Genomic DNA, 14,834 nt, shown 5'->3' on the forward strand with positions numbered 1-14,834 from the left:
CGGGCAGTTGACAGGTGGGACCCGCCTTGAATCTCCGCATGATCGGGCTCGCGGCCGTCGTGGTGTTCACCGTCCTGCTGCCGCTGGCCGGCGCCTCCGCGGAGCCCGAGCCGCTGTCCGTACCCGACGACGCCAAGGCGGCTGCGGTGAACGCTCCCGGGAACGCTCAAAAGGACGTTCCCCGGAACGCTCAAAAGGACGCTCCCGGGAACGCTCAGGACGACGTTCCCGGGAACGCTCCGCAGTGCGGTCCCGAGCTCAGCTCCCCGGAAGGCATCGAGGGCCAGACCTGTGTGCTGACCGAGGACGGCAGTACCTGGGCGCGTACGTACTACCGCAACGCGACGGGGACGGAACTGCGATCCGTACTCACCCTGATGGGCCCGGCCGGACGGACCGTTCAGATGCATTGTCCGGTGAGTGCGCAGGACGAACCCGGGGTGTGTGAAACACCGCGTGAGCCGTCGCGCGGAAAGGCAGATGAATATTCGGCGGTGTCGGAGTTCGCCGCGGCGGGAGACGGGCCGTTGCTGCTGCGCTCCGGAAGCAACTCGGCGGTGCCCGCGCGCCATTGACCGGGCGATGCGCCACGCGACGGAACGGGGATACAGAAAGACCCGGTCGCTGGCGACGGGGGATGCACCAGCGACCGGGCACTTAGAACGGTAACAAGAGATCTGCGGTTGGCAAATTCGATCTCCCTTATTCAGACAGGGATTTATCTGCTGAAACGGGGGTTGTGACCGGGGTCACCGATCGGCCGACAGAAATTGTCACTGTCAGCTGAGTGTCACCTGGCGGTTGGTGAGACCGCCCCGCGCGCGGCGCTCCTCCGACGTCAGCGGAGCGTCCGAAGCGAGTGCCACGGCCAGCCGCTCGGCGAGCTCCGCGGCGGCCTTCTCGATGTCCTGCGCCCCGGTCTCGCTCGGCAGGTCCCAGACCGGAACCATCAGCCCGTGCGCGCGGAAGGAGCCGACCAGACGAGTGCCTTCGCCGAGCGAGGACGTACCGGCGGCGTGCAGCCGGGCGAGTGCGTCGAGGAGCTCGTCCTCGGCGTACGGCATGACCCAGCGCAGGTGGTTCTTCTCGGGCGTCTCGCACCAGTACGCGGCGTCGACACCGGTCAGCCTGACCGTGGGGATCGCGGCGGCGTTGGCGCGCTCCAGGGAGGCGCTCACCTCGGGTGTCGCGTTCTCCGCGTCGGGGACCCAGAACTCGAACCCGGAGTGCACTGCGGGCTCGAAGGGCGCGTCGGCGTCCAGCAGGTCCTGCAGGCGCGGACCGTCCGCCGGGGCGCGCTCGGCCGCCACCGGCGTGCCGGGCTTGGCGGTCAGCGCGCGCCGCAGGGTGTCGGCGAGGTCGCGGCTGAGGTCGCCGGAGGGGGTGTCGTTCTGCAGGCCGAGCAGGACGGAGCCGTCGTCGCGGCGCAGGGCCGGCCAGGCCATCGGAAGTACGGTCGCCAGCGTGACGGAGGGGACGTCGTCCGGCAGCCCGTCCTTCAGCGTCAGCGGTACGGTCGCGGCGGGCACCAGCTCACGCAGGGCGACCCAGTCGCATTCGCCGGGCAGGCCCTCGAAGGGGCGCTGGACCAGTTCGGTGACGGCGTGCGAGGCGGCGCGGCCGTGGCAGGCCTTGTAGCGACGGCCGGAACCGCACGGGCAGGGCTCGCGGGCCCCGACGACCGGCACCTCCCCGCCGGCGACCTGGGCCTGCGGCTTGGTTCCCCTTGCGGGCTGGGGGCGCTTCTTGGCCATGGCTTGGCTTCTCCCGTTCACGGCAGTGCTGTGTCGGGCGCGAGCCTAGCCGCTGAGCCGCCCCCGACCAGGACCGGCCGGTACCGGAACCGGACGGTCGAGGTCGGTGAGAGGGTCGGTGAGGGGACCAGTGAGAGTCAGTGAGAGGTCAGTCCGGGGTCGGTCAGGTCGTCGAAAGGGGCCGCGAAGTCCAGTCCGGGGACGGCGACGCGCGTAGCGAAGTCCTCGCGACGGTGCCCCTCCGTCACGTTGACCCACACCGTGACCTCGCCGGCCACGCTGTCCCGTACGCCCCAGTCCTGCGCCAGGGCCGTAATGATGTTGAGCCCGCGGCCGCCGCGTGCGGTGACCGAGGGCGTGGCCGGAACCGGTCGGGTCGGACCGCCTCCGTCCGTCACTTCGACGGTCAGCCTGCCTGTTGAGTCGACGCGCCACGCGGCGCGGATGTCACCGTCACCGACCTCCGCCTGCCCCAGTGGCCTGCCATGACGGCAGGAGTTGCTGAGCAGTTCGGACAGGATCAGTACGGCATCGTCGATGACCGAATCGGACACGCCGCTGATGCGCAGTTCGTCGCGCATACGGCGTCTTGCTTCACCCACGCCCGCAGGGCCATGGGGTACGGCCATGCTCGACGACGTGGGCACTTCCCGTGCCACCACCAACGCCACCCCCGAGACCTCCTTCGCCCCACGCCACGGAGTGAATGCCCCAATGGCCTGGACCGGAAACCGGCCAAGCGCCGGTCAGTGACGCACTCGTAACGATCGAATACGGAATGAACGCGCCGGTGCACTCCCTGTAACCAGGGTTATAGGCGTCCCAATTGAGACAGGACCCGCTTCGGGCGGTTCGTGATGATTGCCTCCACACCGAGGCGCCGGCAGAGCTCGACGTCCTCCGGCTCGTTGACCGTCCATACGTGCACCCGGTGCCCCGCGCGGTGCAGCCGTTCGATGTAGGCGGGGTGGTTCCGGACGATCCGGATGCCGGGACCCGCGATGTGCGAGCCCGCCGGGAGCCGCCCGTCGCGCAGGCGCGGGGAGACGAACTGCATCAGGTAGACGGTCGGGAGGGTGGGCGCCGCGGCCGACACCCGGTGCAGGGAGCGCGCCGAGAAGCTCATGATGCGTACGGGCGAGGGCTCGTCCGCCGCGGGCGCGTCCAGGCCGAACCGCTTCAGCAGATGGAGCAGTCGCTCCTCGACCTGGCCGGCCCAACGGGTGGGGTGCTTGGTCTCGATGGCCAGCTCGACCCGGCGCCCGGCGTCCGAGACCAGCTCCAGGAGGCGCTCCAGGGTGAGTACGGAAGTGAACTCGCCGGGGGCCTGGCCCCGGGCCGGGTCCCAGTCCGGGGATTCCGCGCTGTCGCGCCAGGAGCCGAAGTCGAGGGCGGCGAGGTCGGCGAGTTCGAGGGCGGAGACGGCGCCGCGGCCGTTCGAGGTGCGGTTCACCCGGCGGTCGTGGACGCAGACGAGGTGCCCGTCCGCGGTCAGCCGTACATCGCACTCGAGGGCGTCCGCGCCGTCCTCGATCGCCTTCATGTACGCCGCCAGGGTGTGCTCGGGGGCGTCCTCGGAGGCGCCGCGGTGTGCGACGACTTGGATGGTGTGCTGCCGTGCGTGGGTCACGGCGTCATGGTGTCACCGCGGATGGGTAGGCGGGAAAACACGTCACAGGGGGCGGCCGATCGGCTCCTCTCGGCATGCGACCGTTTTGACCGATGTAAAGGATGTTCCGTGGATGCACAGGAACCGCTTACGGTCGTCTGATGTGCGGTGGGAAAAGCTGACAGCGGACACTTGCACAGTGGTGACGTTGACCGAAACCGACGTGGGACCGAGGAGAAGAGAGCTGTGAGCACCGAGAACGAGGGCACTGCGGTTCCGGCCGCCCCTTCAGCACCTCCCGTGCCGGTGGCCGCTCCCGGGCCCGCCTCCGACTCCACGGGTACGAACGCCGTGGACCCGGGGCGCGAGCAGACTCCCCCGGCCCCCGAGCAGCCCGTACACAACCCCACCGCGCAGGGGCACACGCCCGAGCCGCAGCCGGGGTACATGCCCGTCGCGCAGCCTCACGCGGCCGTGCCCGGGCCCGGTCCCGCCGCCGGATGGCCGCCGCCCCCGCCCGCGCACCCCGCCTACGGCGGCGGTGGCAGCGGCGACAGCGGCGGCCCCGCGTGGGGCGCGCCCATGCCGCCCGTACCGCCCGGTCCCCGCAGGAAGCGCACCGGCGGCCTGGTCGCCGGGGTGCTGGCCGCCGCGCTGGTCGCGGGTGGCGTCGGTGGCGGCATCGGGTACTGGGCCGCCGAGCGCAACGACAGCCCCACCGACTCGACCACCGTCTCCGCCTCCGGCACCGCGGAGGGTTTCAAGCGCGACCCGGGCACCGTCGCGGCGGTCGCGGCCAAGGCGCTGCCGAGCGTCGTCACCATCGAGGCGCAGGGCGGCGACGGCGAGGGCGGCACAGGAACGGGCTTCGTCTACGACAAGCAGGGCCACATCGTCACCAACAACCACGTGGTGGCGTCGGCGGCGGACGGCGGCGAACTGTCCGTCACCTTCTCCAACGGCAAGAAGTACGACGCCGAGGTGGTCGGGCGCGCGGAGGGATACGACGTAGCCGTACTGAAACTCAAGAGCGCCCCGGCCGGCCTGGCCCCGCTGCCCCTGGGTGACTCCGACAAGGTGGCCGTCGGGGACTCGACGATCGCCATCGGCGCGCCCTTCGGCCTGTCGAACACGGTGACCACCGGCATCATCAGCGCGAAGAACCGGCCAGTGGCCTCGGGTGACGGCCAGAACAGCAAGGCGTCGTACATGAGCGCCCTGCAGACCGACGCGTCGATCAACCCGGGCAACTCCGGCGGCCCGCTGCTCGACGCGCGCGGCGCCGTCATCGGCATCAACTCCGCCATCCAGTCCGCCGGCACGGGCGGCTTCGGCCAGTCCCAGGCGGGCTCCATCGGCCTGGGCTTCGCCATCCCGGTCAATCAGGCGAAGACGGTCGCCCAGCAGCTGATCAAGACCGGCGAGCCGGTCTACCCGGTGATCGGCGCCACGGTCTCCATGGACCCGAAGAGCGACGGCGGCGCCGTCATCGCGGACCGCGGCACGGGCGGCACCGCGGCGGTCCCGCCGGACAGCCCGGCGGGCAGGGCCGGTCTGAAGGCGGGCGATGTGATCACCAAGCTCGACGACCGGGTGATCGACAGCGGCCCGACGCTGATCAGCGAGATCTGGACCCACAAGCCGGGCGACAAGGTCACGCTCACGTACGAGCGCGACGGCAAGACGTCGACGGCCGAAGTCACCCTGGGCCAGCGCAAGGGCGACGACAGCTGACCGGTTAGGCTGTCTTCGCGCGACCCCCAGCGGGGCGATGGCGCGAGGTGGGTTGCCCGAGCGGCCTAAGGGAACGGTCTTGAAAACCGTCGTGGCAGCGATGTCACCGTGGGTTCAAATCCCACACCCACCGCGCAGCTCAACGCAGGTACAGGTCAGAAGGGGTGTCTCCGAGCCGGAGACACCCCTTCTGCGTTCACCCTGTCTGGAAGGGGCGGCCGCTGAGGAGGTCGCCGGCCGTGCCGAGCGTGAACGCGACCATGAATCCGGCGACTGCCCAGCGGGTACGCCCCCGCATGGCCAGGGCCGTCGCTGCGATGCCGACGGCTGTGCCCAGGGCACAGACAGCGACCCAGATGCCCGTGTTCACACCGGCGTCGAATCCCAGGGCGATGATCGCCAGAGGGGCGATGGCCGCCAGCGCCGAGACCGCGGTCGACATAATGCGTGCCCCCCGCGCCTTCCGAGCCCGGTCGTTCGTCAGTCCTGACCGCGCCTGTTGCTGAAAGCGCGCCCGCAGGTCGTCTTCCGTGTCCGACGTTTCTTGGCCCCGTGCAGTCATGGGGTGGAGCGTAGTGCCGGCCGCCCGCGGTACGGCCGGGGAGTCGCTCTAGGCTCGATGGCCATGACGAGTCCCCATGCCCAAGGTCCCGCCCCCACCGCCACACTCATACGCATGGGCCGCAGCGCCGCCCGGACCGAGGTTCCGGTCGGTGCCGGCTGCACCGTGGTCGGCGCGTTCGTCGTGCTGGGCGGCGTTGCCGTCATGGCCGGGCTGACCGGGAAGGCACCCAACCCCGGTGGGGTCGCCGGCGTCGTCATCGGGCTGCTGATCGGCTTTCTCGGCGTCGTTTTCCTGTCCGCCGGCTGGAAGTCCCGGCACACCTTCCTGTGCGTCGACCACACGGGCTTGTGGGTCAGCAACCCCGGCGGCCAGAAGGTCATCCCCTGGGACAGCCTCGCCGGTGTCGGTCTGAACTGGTGCGGGACGGGAAGCCGCCCCGCGAAGCACTACTCCGTCGAGCTGTACCCCAACGCGCCCGTCGATCGCGACGATCCGGTCCTGTGGGCCATGGTCCGCGACGAGGAGCCGTTGCGGCCCGACCTGCCGCGACTGCGCTACCGCCTTGTCGCCAACAGCGGTTTCCGGGAGCCCCTGGTGGCGGCGATCCAGCAGTACGTCCCCCAGCTGTGGCTCGGCGAGGCCGAACGCGAGCGGGGTTATCTCGGTCTGCCCGACGTCAAGGGCCACCGGGAGCGCACCCGCGGCCGCACGCGCTGAGGCGGGCGGCGGAGGCGATGGTGGCGCGGGCTTCGCGTTCGGTGAGGCCCGTGTGGATCGCCGCGTCCGTCAGTGCGTTCGCGAGGCAGTCGCCGATGCCGTTCTCGTACGCGCGGCAAGCGGCCCAGAAGAGGCGGGTGTTGCGCTGGCCTTCATGGGCCGCCAGTACGAACTGGACCAGGCCGTGGCCGCTTCCGTGCCCGCCCGCCGGGTGGTGCGCCGGGGAGTGAGGGCGTGCGGGGGGCGTGAGGAGGCGGAGCAGTGCGCCGGGGCAGGGGGCCGGCGCGAGGTGGCCGGTGCCGGGTGCGGTGCGGTAGGTGCCGCGGGTGGTGACGGAGCCGGGGCCGACCAGGTAGCCGCCGGTGCCCCGGATGTCGATGCCGGGGGCGAGGCGGCCGGCGGAGTTCGGGACGACGACGTCGGGCGGGCCGGTCAGCCAGATGTGGCGGCCGCCGCTGGGGGTGATGACGACGACGGTGTCCGGGATCGTGAAGAGATGCCGCAGTGCCAGGTGCCGTAGGGCCGCGGTGGCGTCGGTAGGGGTGGCGGTGTCGGTGTCGGCGGCGGTGTTCGTCGGCGGTTTCGTGTCCAGGTCTATGCCGATCAGGCGGTGTGGGGGGCGGCCGCAGGCGATCCCGTAACCCGTCGCCCAAGGCGCGGCGGCGAAGAGGGCGCGGACGGTGGCGGGGTCGGTGGTGGCGTCGTGTACGCCGTGCCCGGGGCGCCCGCATTCGCCCCGGCACAGGAACGGCTCAGGGGCGTCCCGGTGCGGGGAGCGCAGGGCGGGGAGTTTGGTGCGGGACAGGGGAATGACGGGGAGCCCGCGCTCGGCGGCGGAGAGAGCGTGGGCGAGGGCCAAGGTGGCGGCGCGCCGGTCGTGGGTGGCCATAGGTTTTATTTTCGTACGGGTGTTCGAAGAAGGGAAGGGGGGTGGATTGGCGGAAAATGTGCTGGAACGCTTTTTCCCTTGCGGCGGCCGGGTTGCCGTGGTGCGAGAGGGATGAGCTGGGGTTTTGGGGGCGTGAAGGGTGTTTATCGACATGTCCTCACGCTTGAGGGGGAATAAGGGCCTCAGGGGTGGTTCGCCGGGGATTCGGTGGGCAATTCTGATCTCGCGACGTCGTGACCATCGCTGAGGCAGTCGGCCAACTGCCCCGGAACAAGCCGTACTTAGCGTTCCTGGAGGAATTCACATGGCAAGCATCCGTACCGCCCGTGTCATCGCAGCCGTTGCCGCCCTGCCCCTCGCGGCCGCTCTCTTCTCGGGTGTCGCCCTTGCGGACAACGGTTCCTTCGCGAATGACGGGTCGAACGCGACCGTGGCCACGGTTGGCGGCAGCGGTGTCGGTGGCCACAACCTCGGCAACTCGACCACTACGCAGCAGGTGGCGACGGGTGCCGGCGCGTCGAACCAGAACAACACGGCGAGCGTGAGCGGATCCGGCTTCACGGCGATCGACCAGTCCAACGAGAACGTGGCCGTGAACTTCGTGCAGCTCTGGTGAGTCGCGGCCCGGCCGGGGTCTGTGTTGCGGGGTGAATGACTGCCTGCGCGACGGCGCTTGTCGCCGTTGCGCAGGCCGTTCCCGTTTCGGGGCGTGCTGGTGCCTTGACAGTGCGCGTCGATCTGACGGACAGTCAGAAACCATCAGACTGTGACGCCGCCTGCCGTCGGAGGACGCTGCCGTGCACCTTGCCCCCACCGTGCGCCAGCGGCAGCTGCGCACCGAACTCCGCTCGTACTTCCGCGAAGTGATGGAGGGAGCGGACCCGCACGACGCCGCCGGACAGCGGGCGCTGCTGCGGCGGATCGGCCGCGACGGGATGCTCGGGCTCGGCTGGCCCGTCGAGTACGGAGGCCAGGGGCGCGGCGCCGACGAGCAGTTCGTCTTCTTCGACGAGGCGTACCGGGCGGGCGCCCCCGTCTCGATGGTCACGCTCAATACGGTCGGGCCGACCCTGATGAAGTACGGGACGCCCGAGCAGAAGGACTTCTTCCTCCCCCGGATCCTGCGCGGCGAGATCGTCTTCGCGATCGGCTACACCGAGCCGTCGGCCGGTACTGACCTCGCCTCGCTCCGTACGCGCGCGGTGCGCGAGGGCGACGAGTGGATCGTCGACGGCCAGAAGATCTTCACCAGCAACGCCCAGAACGCCGACTGGATCTGGCTCGCCTGCCGTACGGACCCGGATGCGCCGAAGCACAAGGGCATCTCGATCCTGCTCGTGCCGACGCACGCGCCGGGCTTCTCGTGGACGCCGATCGAGACCGTCGGCGGGCTGACCACCACGGCGACGTACTACGACGGCATCCGGGTGCCCGCCGGGAATGTGGTGGGTGAGGAGAACGGCGGGTGGGGGCTGATCACCAACCAGCTCAACCATGAACGGGTGGCGCTCGCCGCGATCGGCATGCAGGCCGAGGACTGCTACGAGCAGGCGCTGGCGTACGCCGTGACTCCCGGCCCGGAGACGGGCGAGCGGCCCGCGGACCGGCCGTGGGTACGGGCTCGGCTGGCCGAGGCGCACGCCAGGCTGGCGGCGGTGCGGCTGCTGAACTGGCGGCTGGTCGGCGATGTGGGGGCGGGGGCGCTCGCGCCGGGTGATGCAAGTGGCGTGAAGTTTATGGGAACCGAATCGGCTGTTGCGGTGTATCGAATGTGTCAGGAAGTTGCGGGCGAGGCGGGAATGGTGCGCTCCGGTTCTGTGGGGGTCTGGGGAGACGGGGAGCTGGAGCGGATGAACAGGGCGGCGCAGATCAATACGTTCGGGGGCGGGGTGAGCGAGGTGCAGCGGGAGATCGTGGCGACGATGCGGCTCGGGATGCCGAGGGGGCGGCGGGGATGAGTGCGAATGGGGGTGCGGACGCGAACGTCGGTGCGGACGCGGAGGCGGGCGCGGGTGCGGGTGCGGATGGGGATCTGTACGGGCTGCTGAAGGCGTTCGAGGGGCGGGCGGCGGTGGTCGCCGGGGTCGGCAAGGACCCTGTCAACGAGCCGATGATCAGGCACTGGTGCGAGGCGATGGGGGACGGCGCGGCGGCGTACTCCGGCCCCGGTGCGATCGCCCCGCCGACGATGCTCCAGGCCTGGACGATGGGCGGCCTGTCCGGGCATACGGACCATACGGGCAGGTCGGCGGCGTACGACGAACTCCTCGCGCTGCTGGACGGCTCGGGGTACACCTCGGTGGTCGCGACCGACTGCGAGCAGGAGTACGTGCGGGATCTGCGGCCCGGGGACCGGATCACCTTCGACGCGGTGATCGAGTCCGTGTCGGAGCGCAAGACCACGAAACTGGGGACCGGGTACTTCGTCACGACGCGGATGGACGTCCGGGCGGAGGGGGAGCCGGCGGGGACGCACCGCTTCCGCATCCTCAAGTACGCGCCGGCCGCGGGGAAGCGCGAAGCGCGGGGTCGCGACGGGCGAGGTGAGCGGCCCCGGCCCGTTGTCAACCGCGACAACGCCGGGTTCTGGGACGGGGTGGCCCGGCACAAGCTCCTGATCCAGCGGTGCGAGGGCTGCGGGACGCTCCGGTTTCCCTGGCTGCCGGGGTGCGGCGGCTGCGGGTCGCCGGAGTGGGACACGGTCGAGGCGGCCGGGGCCGGCACGGTCTTCTCGTACGTCGTCATGCACCATCCGCCATTTCCGGCCTTCGACCCTCCGTACGCCGTCGGGCTGATCGAACTCGCGGAGGGCGTGCGGATGGTCAGCAATGTGGTCGGGGTGCCGTACGACAAGGTGCGGATCGGGATGCCTGTCCGGCTGGGATTCCTCCGGGTGGACGGGGAGTTGGAGCTGCCGGTCTTTCGGCCGGTGGCGAGCGGCGGCGGCGGGGGTGACGGCTGATGGATTTCACGCCCACGGACGAGCAGGCGGCGGCGCGGGACCTGGCCGCGCGGATCTTCGGGGACCTGTCGACGCACGACCGTCTCGCCGCGGCGGGGACGGGCACGGACAGCGAGGTCTGGAAGGCGCTGTGCGGGGCTGGGCTCATCGCCGCGGTCGGGGAAATCGGTCTGCTCGGGCTGGTGCTGCTGCTGGAGGAGCAGGGGCGTACGACGGCGCAGGTGCCGCTGGCTGTGACGTGTGTGTACGGGATGCTGGCTGTCGGCGCGCACGGGACCGAGGAGCAGCGGGCGCGGCTGTTGCCTGCGATTGGTGATGGCTCGGTGGTGGTGACGGGGGCGTTTCCCGCTAGCGGGACGGTACGAGCCGACGCGCCCGCGCCCCCGCCCGCTTCCGCTTCCACGGCCGGGGCGCTGAGCGGCACCGCGGGCGTGGTGCCGTGGTTGCGTGACGCCACGCATGTGCTGGTTCCGGATGCGGACCGGGGGCTGTGGCTCGTGGCGACGGCGGATGCGGGGGTGACGGTTGAGGCGGTCGATACCACCGCGCCCTGGTCAGCGGGGCGGCTCACGTTGGACGCGGCTCCCGGGGAGCGGATCGGGGTCCTGCGGAGCTTTCCCCGACCCGCCCCTTCCCGCTGTGACATTTTGCGGCTCCGCCGCGTGGGGGGCTCCGCCCCGGACCCCGGTCCTCAAACGCCGGACGGGCTGGATGTGGCCCGGGGAGGGCTCGGTGCGGCGCCGGGTGGGGCGAGTGTGGCGCCGGACGGGCTGAATGTGGCCCGGGGAGGGCTAGGTGTGGCGCCGGATGAGGCGGATGGGGGTGGTGCGGCGTACGAGGAGGTGCTTGGGGTGGGGCGGGTTGCTTTTGCTGGGGTTCAGGCGGGGGTTTGTGCCGGGGCGGTTGCCCGTGCTGTGGCTCATACCTCGCAGCGCGAGCAGTTCGGGCGGCCGCTCTCGGCCAACCAGGGCGTGCTGCTGCGGGCCGCCGACGCGTACATGGACACCGAGGCGATACGCGTCACGGCGTACGAGGCGGCCTGGCGCTACGACGAGGGCCTGCCCTTCGCCACCCACGCCCTCACCGCCGCCTGGTGGGCCTCGGATGCCGGGCACCGCGTGGTGCACGCCGGGCAGCATCTGCACGGCGGGACGGGCGCGGACCTGGACCATCCCGTCCACCGGCACTTCCTCTGGGGCCGGCAGCTCGACGCGTATCTGGGCGGAGCAAGTCAAGTGCTGGAGGAGCTGGGGCAGTTGCTGACTGGTGAGAAGGGCGACGAGGAGGAGACGGCGGTATGAAGGTCGGGCATGAGTTGGCGCCGCTGGAGATCCCGATCACCCGCACACTGATCGTCGCAGGCGCCGTGGCCTCCCGCGACTACCAGGACGTCCACCACGACGCCGAGGCCGCGCGGGCGAAAGGCTCGCCCGACATCTTCATGAACATCCTCACGACCAATGGGCTGGTCGGCCGGTACATCACCGATCACTTCGGCCCGGGCGCCAGGCTGCGCGCTGTGAAGATCCGCCTCGGGGTGCCCAATTATCCCGGCGACACCATGGTGCTGACCGGCACCGTCACCGCGCTCGACGCGGACGGCACGGCCGAGGTTCGGGTCGTCGGCGCCAACCGGCTCGGCCATCACGTCACCGGCAAGGTGACCGTCGGAGTTCGGGAGAAGGACTCATGAGCGTACGCAGCGCCGACACGCTCGGCGAGAAGGCCGCGATCGCCGGTATCGGGGCGACCGAGTTCTCCAAGGACTCCGGGCGCAGCGAGCTCAAGCTCGCCGTCGAGGCCGTGCGGGCCGCCGTCGAGGACGCCGGGCTCACCCCCGCCGACGTCGACGGCATGGTCACCTTCACGATGGACACCAGCCCCGAGATCACCGTCGCCCAGGCGGCGGGCATCGGTGAGCTGTCGTTCTTCTCCCGTATCCACTACGGCGGCGGCGCGGCCTGCGCCACCGTCCAGCAGGCCGCACTCGCCGTGGCGAGCGGGGTGGCGGAAGTCGTCGTCTGCTACCGGGCGTTCAACGAACGCTCCGGCCGCCGCTTCGGCTCGGGCGTACAGCACCGCGAGCCGTCGGCAGAAGGCGCGGCGCTCGGCTGGAACCTGCCGTTCGGGCTGCTCACGCCCGCCTCCTGGGTCGCCATGGCCGCCCAGCGCTATCTGCATGTGTACGACCTGACGACCGACGTCTTCGGCCACGTCGCCGTCACCGACCGCCGTCATGCCGCCCGCAACCCCGCCGCGTACTTCTACGAGAAGCCGATCGCCCTCGCCGACCACGCCGCCTCGCGCTGGATCGTCGAACCGCTGCGGCTCCTCGACTGCTGTCAGGAGACCGACGGCGGGCAGGCGGTCGTCGTGACCTCCGTCGAGCGGGCCCGGGATCTGCCGCACCCGCCCGCGGTGATCGTCGCCGCCGCGCAGGGAGCCGGGCGCGGACAGGAGCAGATGACGAGCTTCTATCGCGACGGGCCGGACGGTCTGAACGGGCTGCCCGAGATGGGTGTGGTCGCCCGGCAGTTGTGGCAGACCTCGGGGCTCCGGCCGGCCGACATCGATGTGGGCATCCTCTACGACCACTTCACACCGTTCGTGCTGATGCAACTGGAGGAGTTCGGGTTCTGCGGGCCCGGCGAGGGCGGCGGTTTCGTGGCCGAGGACAGGCTGGCGCTGAACACGCACGGCGGCCAGCTCGGTGAGGCGTACCTGCACGGCATGAACGGCATCGCGGAGGCGGTCAGACAGCTGCGCGGTACGTCGGTGAACCAGATACCGGGCGCGGCCACGTCACTGGTGACGGCGGGCACCGGTGTTCCCACGTCCGGGTTGATCTTGGGGGCGGATGGCTGAGGCCGGGGCGTGAGCGGTGGTCGGTTCGGGTGGGGGCACGTTCACTCTCCCCATGTACCTGCAGAAGATCTACGCGCAGAAGCTCCTCGGATACACAGTCGCGCTGGCCGGCCTGCTGGGAGTGCTGGTCGTGCCGCACCAGGTGGACGCCGCCGCCCGATCGCGAGCACCGGCCGGCGGACCGGCCGCGGTCGCGGCCGCCTCCACCGTGAAGTTCCGCGGCCGCGCCTTCGACACCTGCCACGCACCCTCGCTCTCCACCATGCGGGCGTGGCGTTCCTCCCCGTACCGGGCCGTCGGTGTCTACTTCGCGGGCCGCGGCCGGCACTGCCAGAAGCAGCGCCACCTCAGCAAGCACTGGGTGGCGGCCGTGGACCGGATGGGCTGGCGGGTGCTGCCGGTCTTCGTCGGTTCGCAGTCCCCCTGCGTACAGGCCAAGAACAAGCAGCGCGTCAGGATGGGCCGCGCGCCCTGGCGCCAGGGCAAGAAGGAGGCGAGGCAGGCGGTCCGCGCGGCGAAGGCGCTGGGCATGCGCGCCGGCAGTGCGCTCTACCTCGACATGGAGGCGTACAACGAGGGGAACAGCCGCTGCGCCCGCACCACCCTCGACTTCATCCGCGGCTGGAACCGTGAAGTGCGCAAGTACGCGTACCTCCCGGGCTTCTACAGCAGCGCGGAGTCCGGCGTACGGCACATGGAGCGCGCCCGCAGGGCGGGGGTGACGGACCTGCCGTCGGCGATGTGGTTCGCCCGCTGGGACGGCAAGCCGTCGCTGTACGGCGAACGCGCCCTGTCCAAGCGGGCCTGGCACCCGCACCGCCGCATCCACCAGTACGCCGGAAACGTCGTGGAGAAGCACGGCGGCCGCCGCCTGAGCATCGACCGGAACGCGGCGGACGCCCCGGTCGCACGGATCGGCCGCTGACCTGCTGTAACGGAGGAAGAGACGGCCCCGCCCCTGAGACGCGACCCCTACGGAGAGTCGTGCGGTCTCCACCCTCAGGAGGTGGGGCCGTCCCCACCCCTACAACCTGAGGCGGATCCGGTTTCGGGACCTGGGGCCGATCCGCCGCGCACGACGCGCTCCTAGCGTGGTCCTTATGACCACGCCTGTCTGCACCAGCGCATCCAAGGCGGCGACAAGGGCGGCGACGCCGACGCCCTACCCGTCGTTCTCCACGTACGTACGCGCCCGGGGACCCGTACTGCTGCGCACCGCCCGCTCGCTCACCGCCAATCCGTGCGACGCGGAGGACCTGCTGCAGACGGCGCTCACGAAGACGTACGTCGCCTGGGACCGCATCGAGGACCACCGCGCCCTCGACGGTTACGTACGCCGCGCCCTGCTCAACACTCGCACCTCGCAGTGGCGCAAGCGAAAGGTCGACGAGTACGCCACCGACGAGCTCCCCGAACCCGCCTCCGCCTCCAGCACCGCCACGGCCACCGCCCTCGCCAACGACCCCGCCGAGCAGCAGGTGCTGCGCGACGCCATGTGGCGCGCGATCATGAAGCTGCCGGACCGCCAGCGCGCCATGGTCGTCCTGCGCTACTACGAGGACCTCAGCGAGGTCCAGACGGCCGAGGTTCTCGGCGTCTCCGTCGGCACGGTCAAGAGCGCCGTCTCGCGCGCCCTCGGCAAGCTCCGCGACGACCCGGAGCTGGCCCCGGTCCGCTGACCTGTCCGCCGGCCTGCCGGCGGACCTCCCCCGATCGCATTCGATTCGTACTCCCGGAAG

The 14,834-nt window shown here is 71.0% G+C and carries 16 protein-coding genes and 1 tRNA gene; 12 read left to right on the forward strand and 5 right to left on the reverse strand.

The window, feature by feature from the left end; all coding sequences use genetic code 11:
• The first annotated feature begins 38 nt into the window (after positions 1 to 38).
• Positions 39 to 575, forward strand: a complete 537-nt coding sequence (locus ABZX79_RS14165) for a hypothetical protein (protein ID WP_355255911.1) — start codon at positions 39 to 41, stop codon at positions 573 to 575.
• 204 nt (positions 576 to 779) lie between these two features.
• Here the strand turns inward: ABZX79_RS14165 and ABZX79_RS14170 are convergent, their stop codons facing one another.
• The 3 genes from ABZX79_RS14170 to ABZX79_RS14180 form a co-directional block, all read right to left on the reverse strand.
• Positions 780 to 1,754 (reverse strand): DUF5926 family protein, encoded by a 975-nt coding sequence (locus ABZX79_RS14170; RefSeq protein WP_355255913.1) that lies wholly within the window; start codon positions 1,752 to 1,754, stop codon positions 780 to 782.
• Between the two features lie 137 nt (positions 1,755 to 1,891).
• Positions 1,892 to 2,470 carry an ATP-binding protein gene (locus ABZX79_RS14175; RefSeq protein WP_355256476.1) on the reverse strand — a complete coding sequence of 193 codons (579 nt, stop codon included), beginning with the start codon at positions 2,468 to 2,470 and terminating at the stop codon, positions 1,892 to 1,894.
• 95 nt (positions 2,471 to 2,565) lie between these two features.
• Entirely contained in the window at positions 2,566 to 3,384 is an 819-nt protein-coding gene (locus tag ABZX79_RS14180; protein ID WP_355255916.1) for a glycerophosphodiester phosphodiesterase, read from the reverse strand.
• A 225-nt stretch (positions 3,385 to 3,609) separates the two neighbouring features.
• Here ABZX79_RS14180 and ABZX79_RS14185 point away from each other — a divergent pair, with 225 nt between their 5' ends.
• Together ABZX79_RS14185 and ABZX79_RS14190 are read left to right on the forward strand one after the other, a co-directional pair.
• Entirely contained in the window at positions 3,610 to 5,097 is a 1,488-nt protein-coding gene (locus ABZX79_RS14185) for a trypsin-like peptidase domain-containing protein (RefSeq protein WP_355255919.1), read from the forward strand.
• A gap of 46 nt (positions 5,098 to 5,143) precedes the next feature.
• Positions 5,144 to 5,230, forward strand: a tRNA-Ser gene (locus ABZX79_RS14190).
• A gap of 63 nt (positions 5,231 to 5,293) precedes the next feature.
• Here the strand turns inward: ABZX79_RS14190 and ABZX79_RS14195 are convergent.
• Positions 5,294 to 5,539 (reverse strand): hypothetical protein, encoded by a 246-nt coding sequence (locus ABZX79_RS14195; protein WP_355255922.1) that lies wholly within the window; start codon positions 5,537 to 5,539, stop codon positions 5,294 to 5,296.
• Between the two features lie 234 nt (positions 5,540 to 5,773).
• Between ABZX79_RS14195 and ABZX79_RS14200 the strand changes: the two genes are divergently transcribed.
• Positions 5,774 to 6,379 (forward strand): hypothetical protein, encoded by a 606-nt coding sequence (locus ABZX79_RS14200; protein WP_355255925.1) that lies wholly within the window; start codon positions 5,774 to 5,776, stop codon positions 6,377 to 6,379.
• Here ABZX79_RS14200 and ABZX79_RS14205 read toward each other — a convergent pair.
• Positions 6,339 to 7,268 carry a bifunctional DNA primase/polymerase gene (locus ABZX79_RS14205; RefSeq protein WP_355255928.1) on the reverse strand — a complete coding sequence of 310 codons (930 nt, stop codon included), beginning with the start codon at positions 7,266 to 7,268 and terminating at the stop codon, positions 6,339 to 6,341. The genes ABZX79_RS14200 and ABZX79_RS14205 overlap by 41 nt on opposite strands.
• Before the next feature lie 304 nt (positions 7,269 to 7,572).
• Here ABZX79_RS14205 and ABZX79_RS14210 point away from each other — a divergent pair, with 304 nt between their 5' ends.
• The 8 genes from ABZX79_RS14210 (at position 7,573) to ABZX79_RS14245 (ending at position 14,774) form a co-directional block, all read left to right on the forward strand.
• Positions 7,573 to 7,884: a hypothetical protein gene (locus ABZX79_RS14210; protein ID WP_355255931.1), complete on the forward strand. Its 312-nt coding sequence runs from the start codon at positions 7,573 to 7,575 to the stop codon at positions 7,882 to 7,884.
• 181 nt (positions 7,885 to 8,065) lie between these two features.
• Positions 8,066 to 9,226: an acyl-CoA dehydrogenase family protein gene (locus ABZX79_RS14215; RefSeq protein WP_355255934.1), complete on the forward strand. Its 1,161-nt coding sequence runs from the start codon at positions 8,066 to 8,068 to the stop codon at positions 9,224 to 9,226.
• Complete coding sequence (locus ABZX79_RS14220) at positions 9,223 to 10,230, forward strand: bifunctional MaoC family dehydratase N-terminal/OB-fold nucleic acid binding domain-containing protein (protein WP_355255937.1); 1,008 nt, start codon at positions 9,223 to 9,225, stop codon at positions 10,228 to 10,230. Before ABZX79_RS14215 ends, ABZX79_RS14220 begins: the two co-directional genes overlap by 4 nt.
• Positions 10,230 to 11,531, forward strand: coding sequence for an acyl-CoA dehydrogenase family protein (locus ABZX79_RS14225; RefSeq protein WP_355255940.1), 1,302 nt, complete (start codon positions 10,230 to 10,232; stop codon positions 11,529 to 11,531). Before ABZX79_RS14220 ends, ABZX79_RS14225 begins: the two co-directional genes overlap by 1 nt.
• Positions 11,528 to 11,923 carry a MaoC family dehydratase gene (locus tag ABZX79_RS14230; RefSeq protein ID WP_355255943.1) on the forward strand — a complete coding sequence of 132 codons (396 nt, stop codon included), beginning with the start codon at positions 11,528 to 11,530 and terminating at the stop codon, positions 11,921 to 11,923. The genes ABZX79_RS14225 and ABZX79_RS14230 overlap by 4 nt, the downstream gene beginning before the upstream one ends.
• Positions 11,920 to 13,095 (forward strand): lipid-transfer protein, encoded by a 1,176-nt coding sequence (locus tag ABZX79_RS14235; protein WP_355255946.1) that lies wholly within the window; start codon positions 11,920 to 11,922, stop codon positions 13,093 to 13,095. Before ABZX79_RS14230 ends, ABZX79_RS14235 begins: the two co-directional genes overlap by 4 nt.
• Before the next feature lie 52 nt (positions 13,096 to 13,147).
• A complete protein-coding gene (locus ABZX79_RS14240; protein ID WP_355255949.1) occupies positions 13,148 to 14,020 on the forward strand; it encodes a DUF1906 domain-containing protein in 873 nt (290 codons plus the stop codon).
• 175 nt (positions 14,021 to 14,195) lie between these two features.
• On the forward strand, positions 14,196 to 14,774 hold the full coding sequence (locus tag ABZX79_RS14245) for a SigE family RNA polymerase sigma factor (protein WP_355255952.1): 579 nt from the start codon (positions 14,196 to 14,198) through the stop codon (positions 14,772 to 14,774).
• The last annotated feature ends 60 nt before the right edge of the window (positions 14,775 to 14,834 follow it).

The sequence above is a fragment of the Streptomyces sp. NPDC002994 genome (genome assembly GCF_040611155.1).
Taxonomy (GTDB): domain Bacteria; phylum Actinomycetota; class Actinomycetes; order Streptomycetales; family Streptomycetaceae; genus Streptomyces.

Excerpts from the sequence above, each read along its gene's own strand:
- ABZX79_RS14165 (WP_355255911.1), top strand. The coding sequence starts at position 39 with ATGATCGGGCTCGCGGCCGTCGTGGTGTTCACCGTCCTGCTGCCGCTG.
- ABZX79_RS14170 (WP_355255913.1), bottom strand. The coding sequence starts at position 1,754 with ATGGCCAAGAAGCGCCCCCAGCCCGCAAGGGGAACCAAGCCGCAGGCC.
- ABZX79_RS14195 (WP_355255922.1), bottom strand. The coding sequence starts at position 5,539 with ATGTCGACCGCGGTCTCGGCGCTGGCGGCCATCGCCCCTCTGGCGATC.
- ABZX79_RS14200 (WP_355255925.1), top strand. The coding sequence starts at position 5,774 with ATGGGCCGCAGCGCCGCCCGGACCGAGGTTCCGGTCGGTGCCGGCTGC.
- ABZX79_RS14205 (WP_355255928.1), bottom strand. The coding sequence starts at position 7,268 with ATGGCCACCCACGACCGGCGCGCCGCCACCTTGGCCCTCGCCCACGCT.
- ABZX79_RS14210 (WP_355255931.1), top strand. The coding sequence starts at position 7,573 with ATGGCAAGCATCCGTACCGCCCGTGTCATCGCAGCCGTTGCCGCCCTG.
- ABZX79_RS14220 (WP_355255937.1), top strand. The coding sequence starts at position 9,223 with ATGAGTGCGAATGGGGGTGCGGACGCGAACGTCGGTGCGGACGCGGAG.
- ABZX79_RS14225 (WP_355255940.1), top strand. The coding sequence starts at position 10,230 with ATGGATTTCACGCCCACGGACGAGCAGGCGGCGGCGCGGGACCTGGCC.
- ABZX79_RS14230 (WP_355255943.1), top strand. The coding sequence starts at position 11,528 with ATGAAGGTCGGGCATGAGTTGGCGCCGCTGGAGATCCCGATCACCCGC.
- ABZX79_RS14235 (WP_355255946.1), top strand. The coding sequence starts at position 11,920 with ATGAGCGTACGCAGCGCCGACACGCTCGGCGAGAAGGCCGCGATCGCC.
- ABZX79_RS14240 (WP_355255949.1), top strand. The coding sequence starts at position 13,148 with ATGTACCTGCAGAAGATCTACGCGCAGAAGCTCCTCGGATACACAGTC.
- ABZX79_RS14245 (WP_355255952.1), top strand. The coding sequence starts at position 14,196 with ATGACCACGCCTGTCTGCACCAGCGCATCCAAGGCGGCGACAAGGGCG.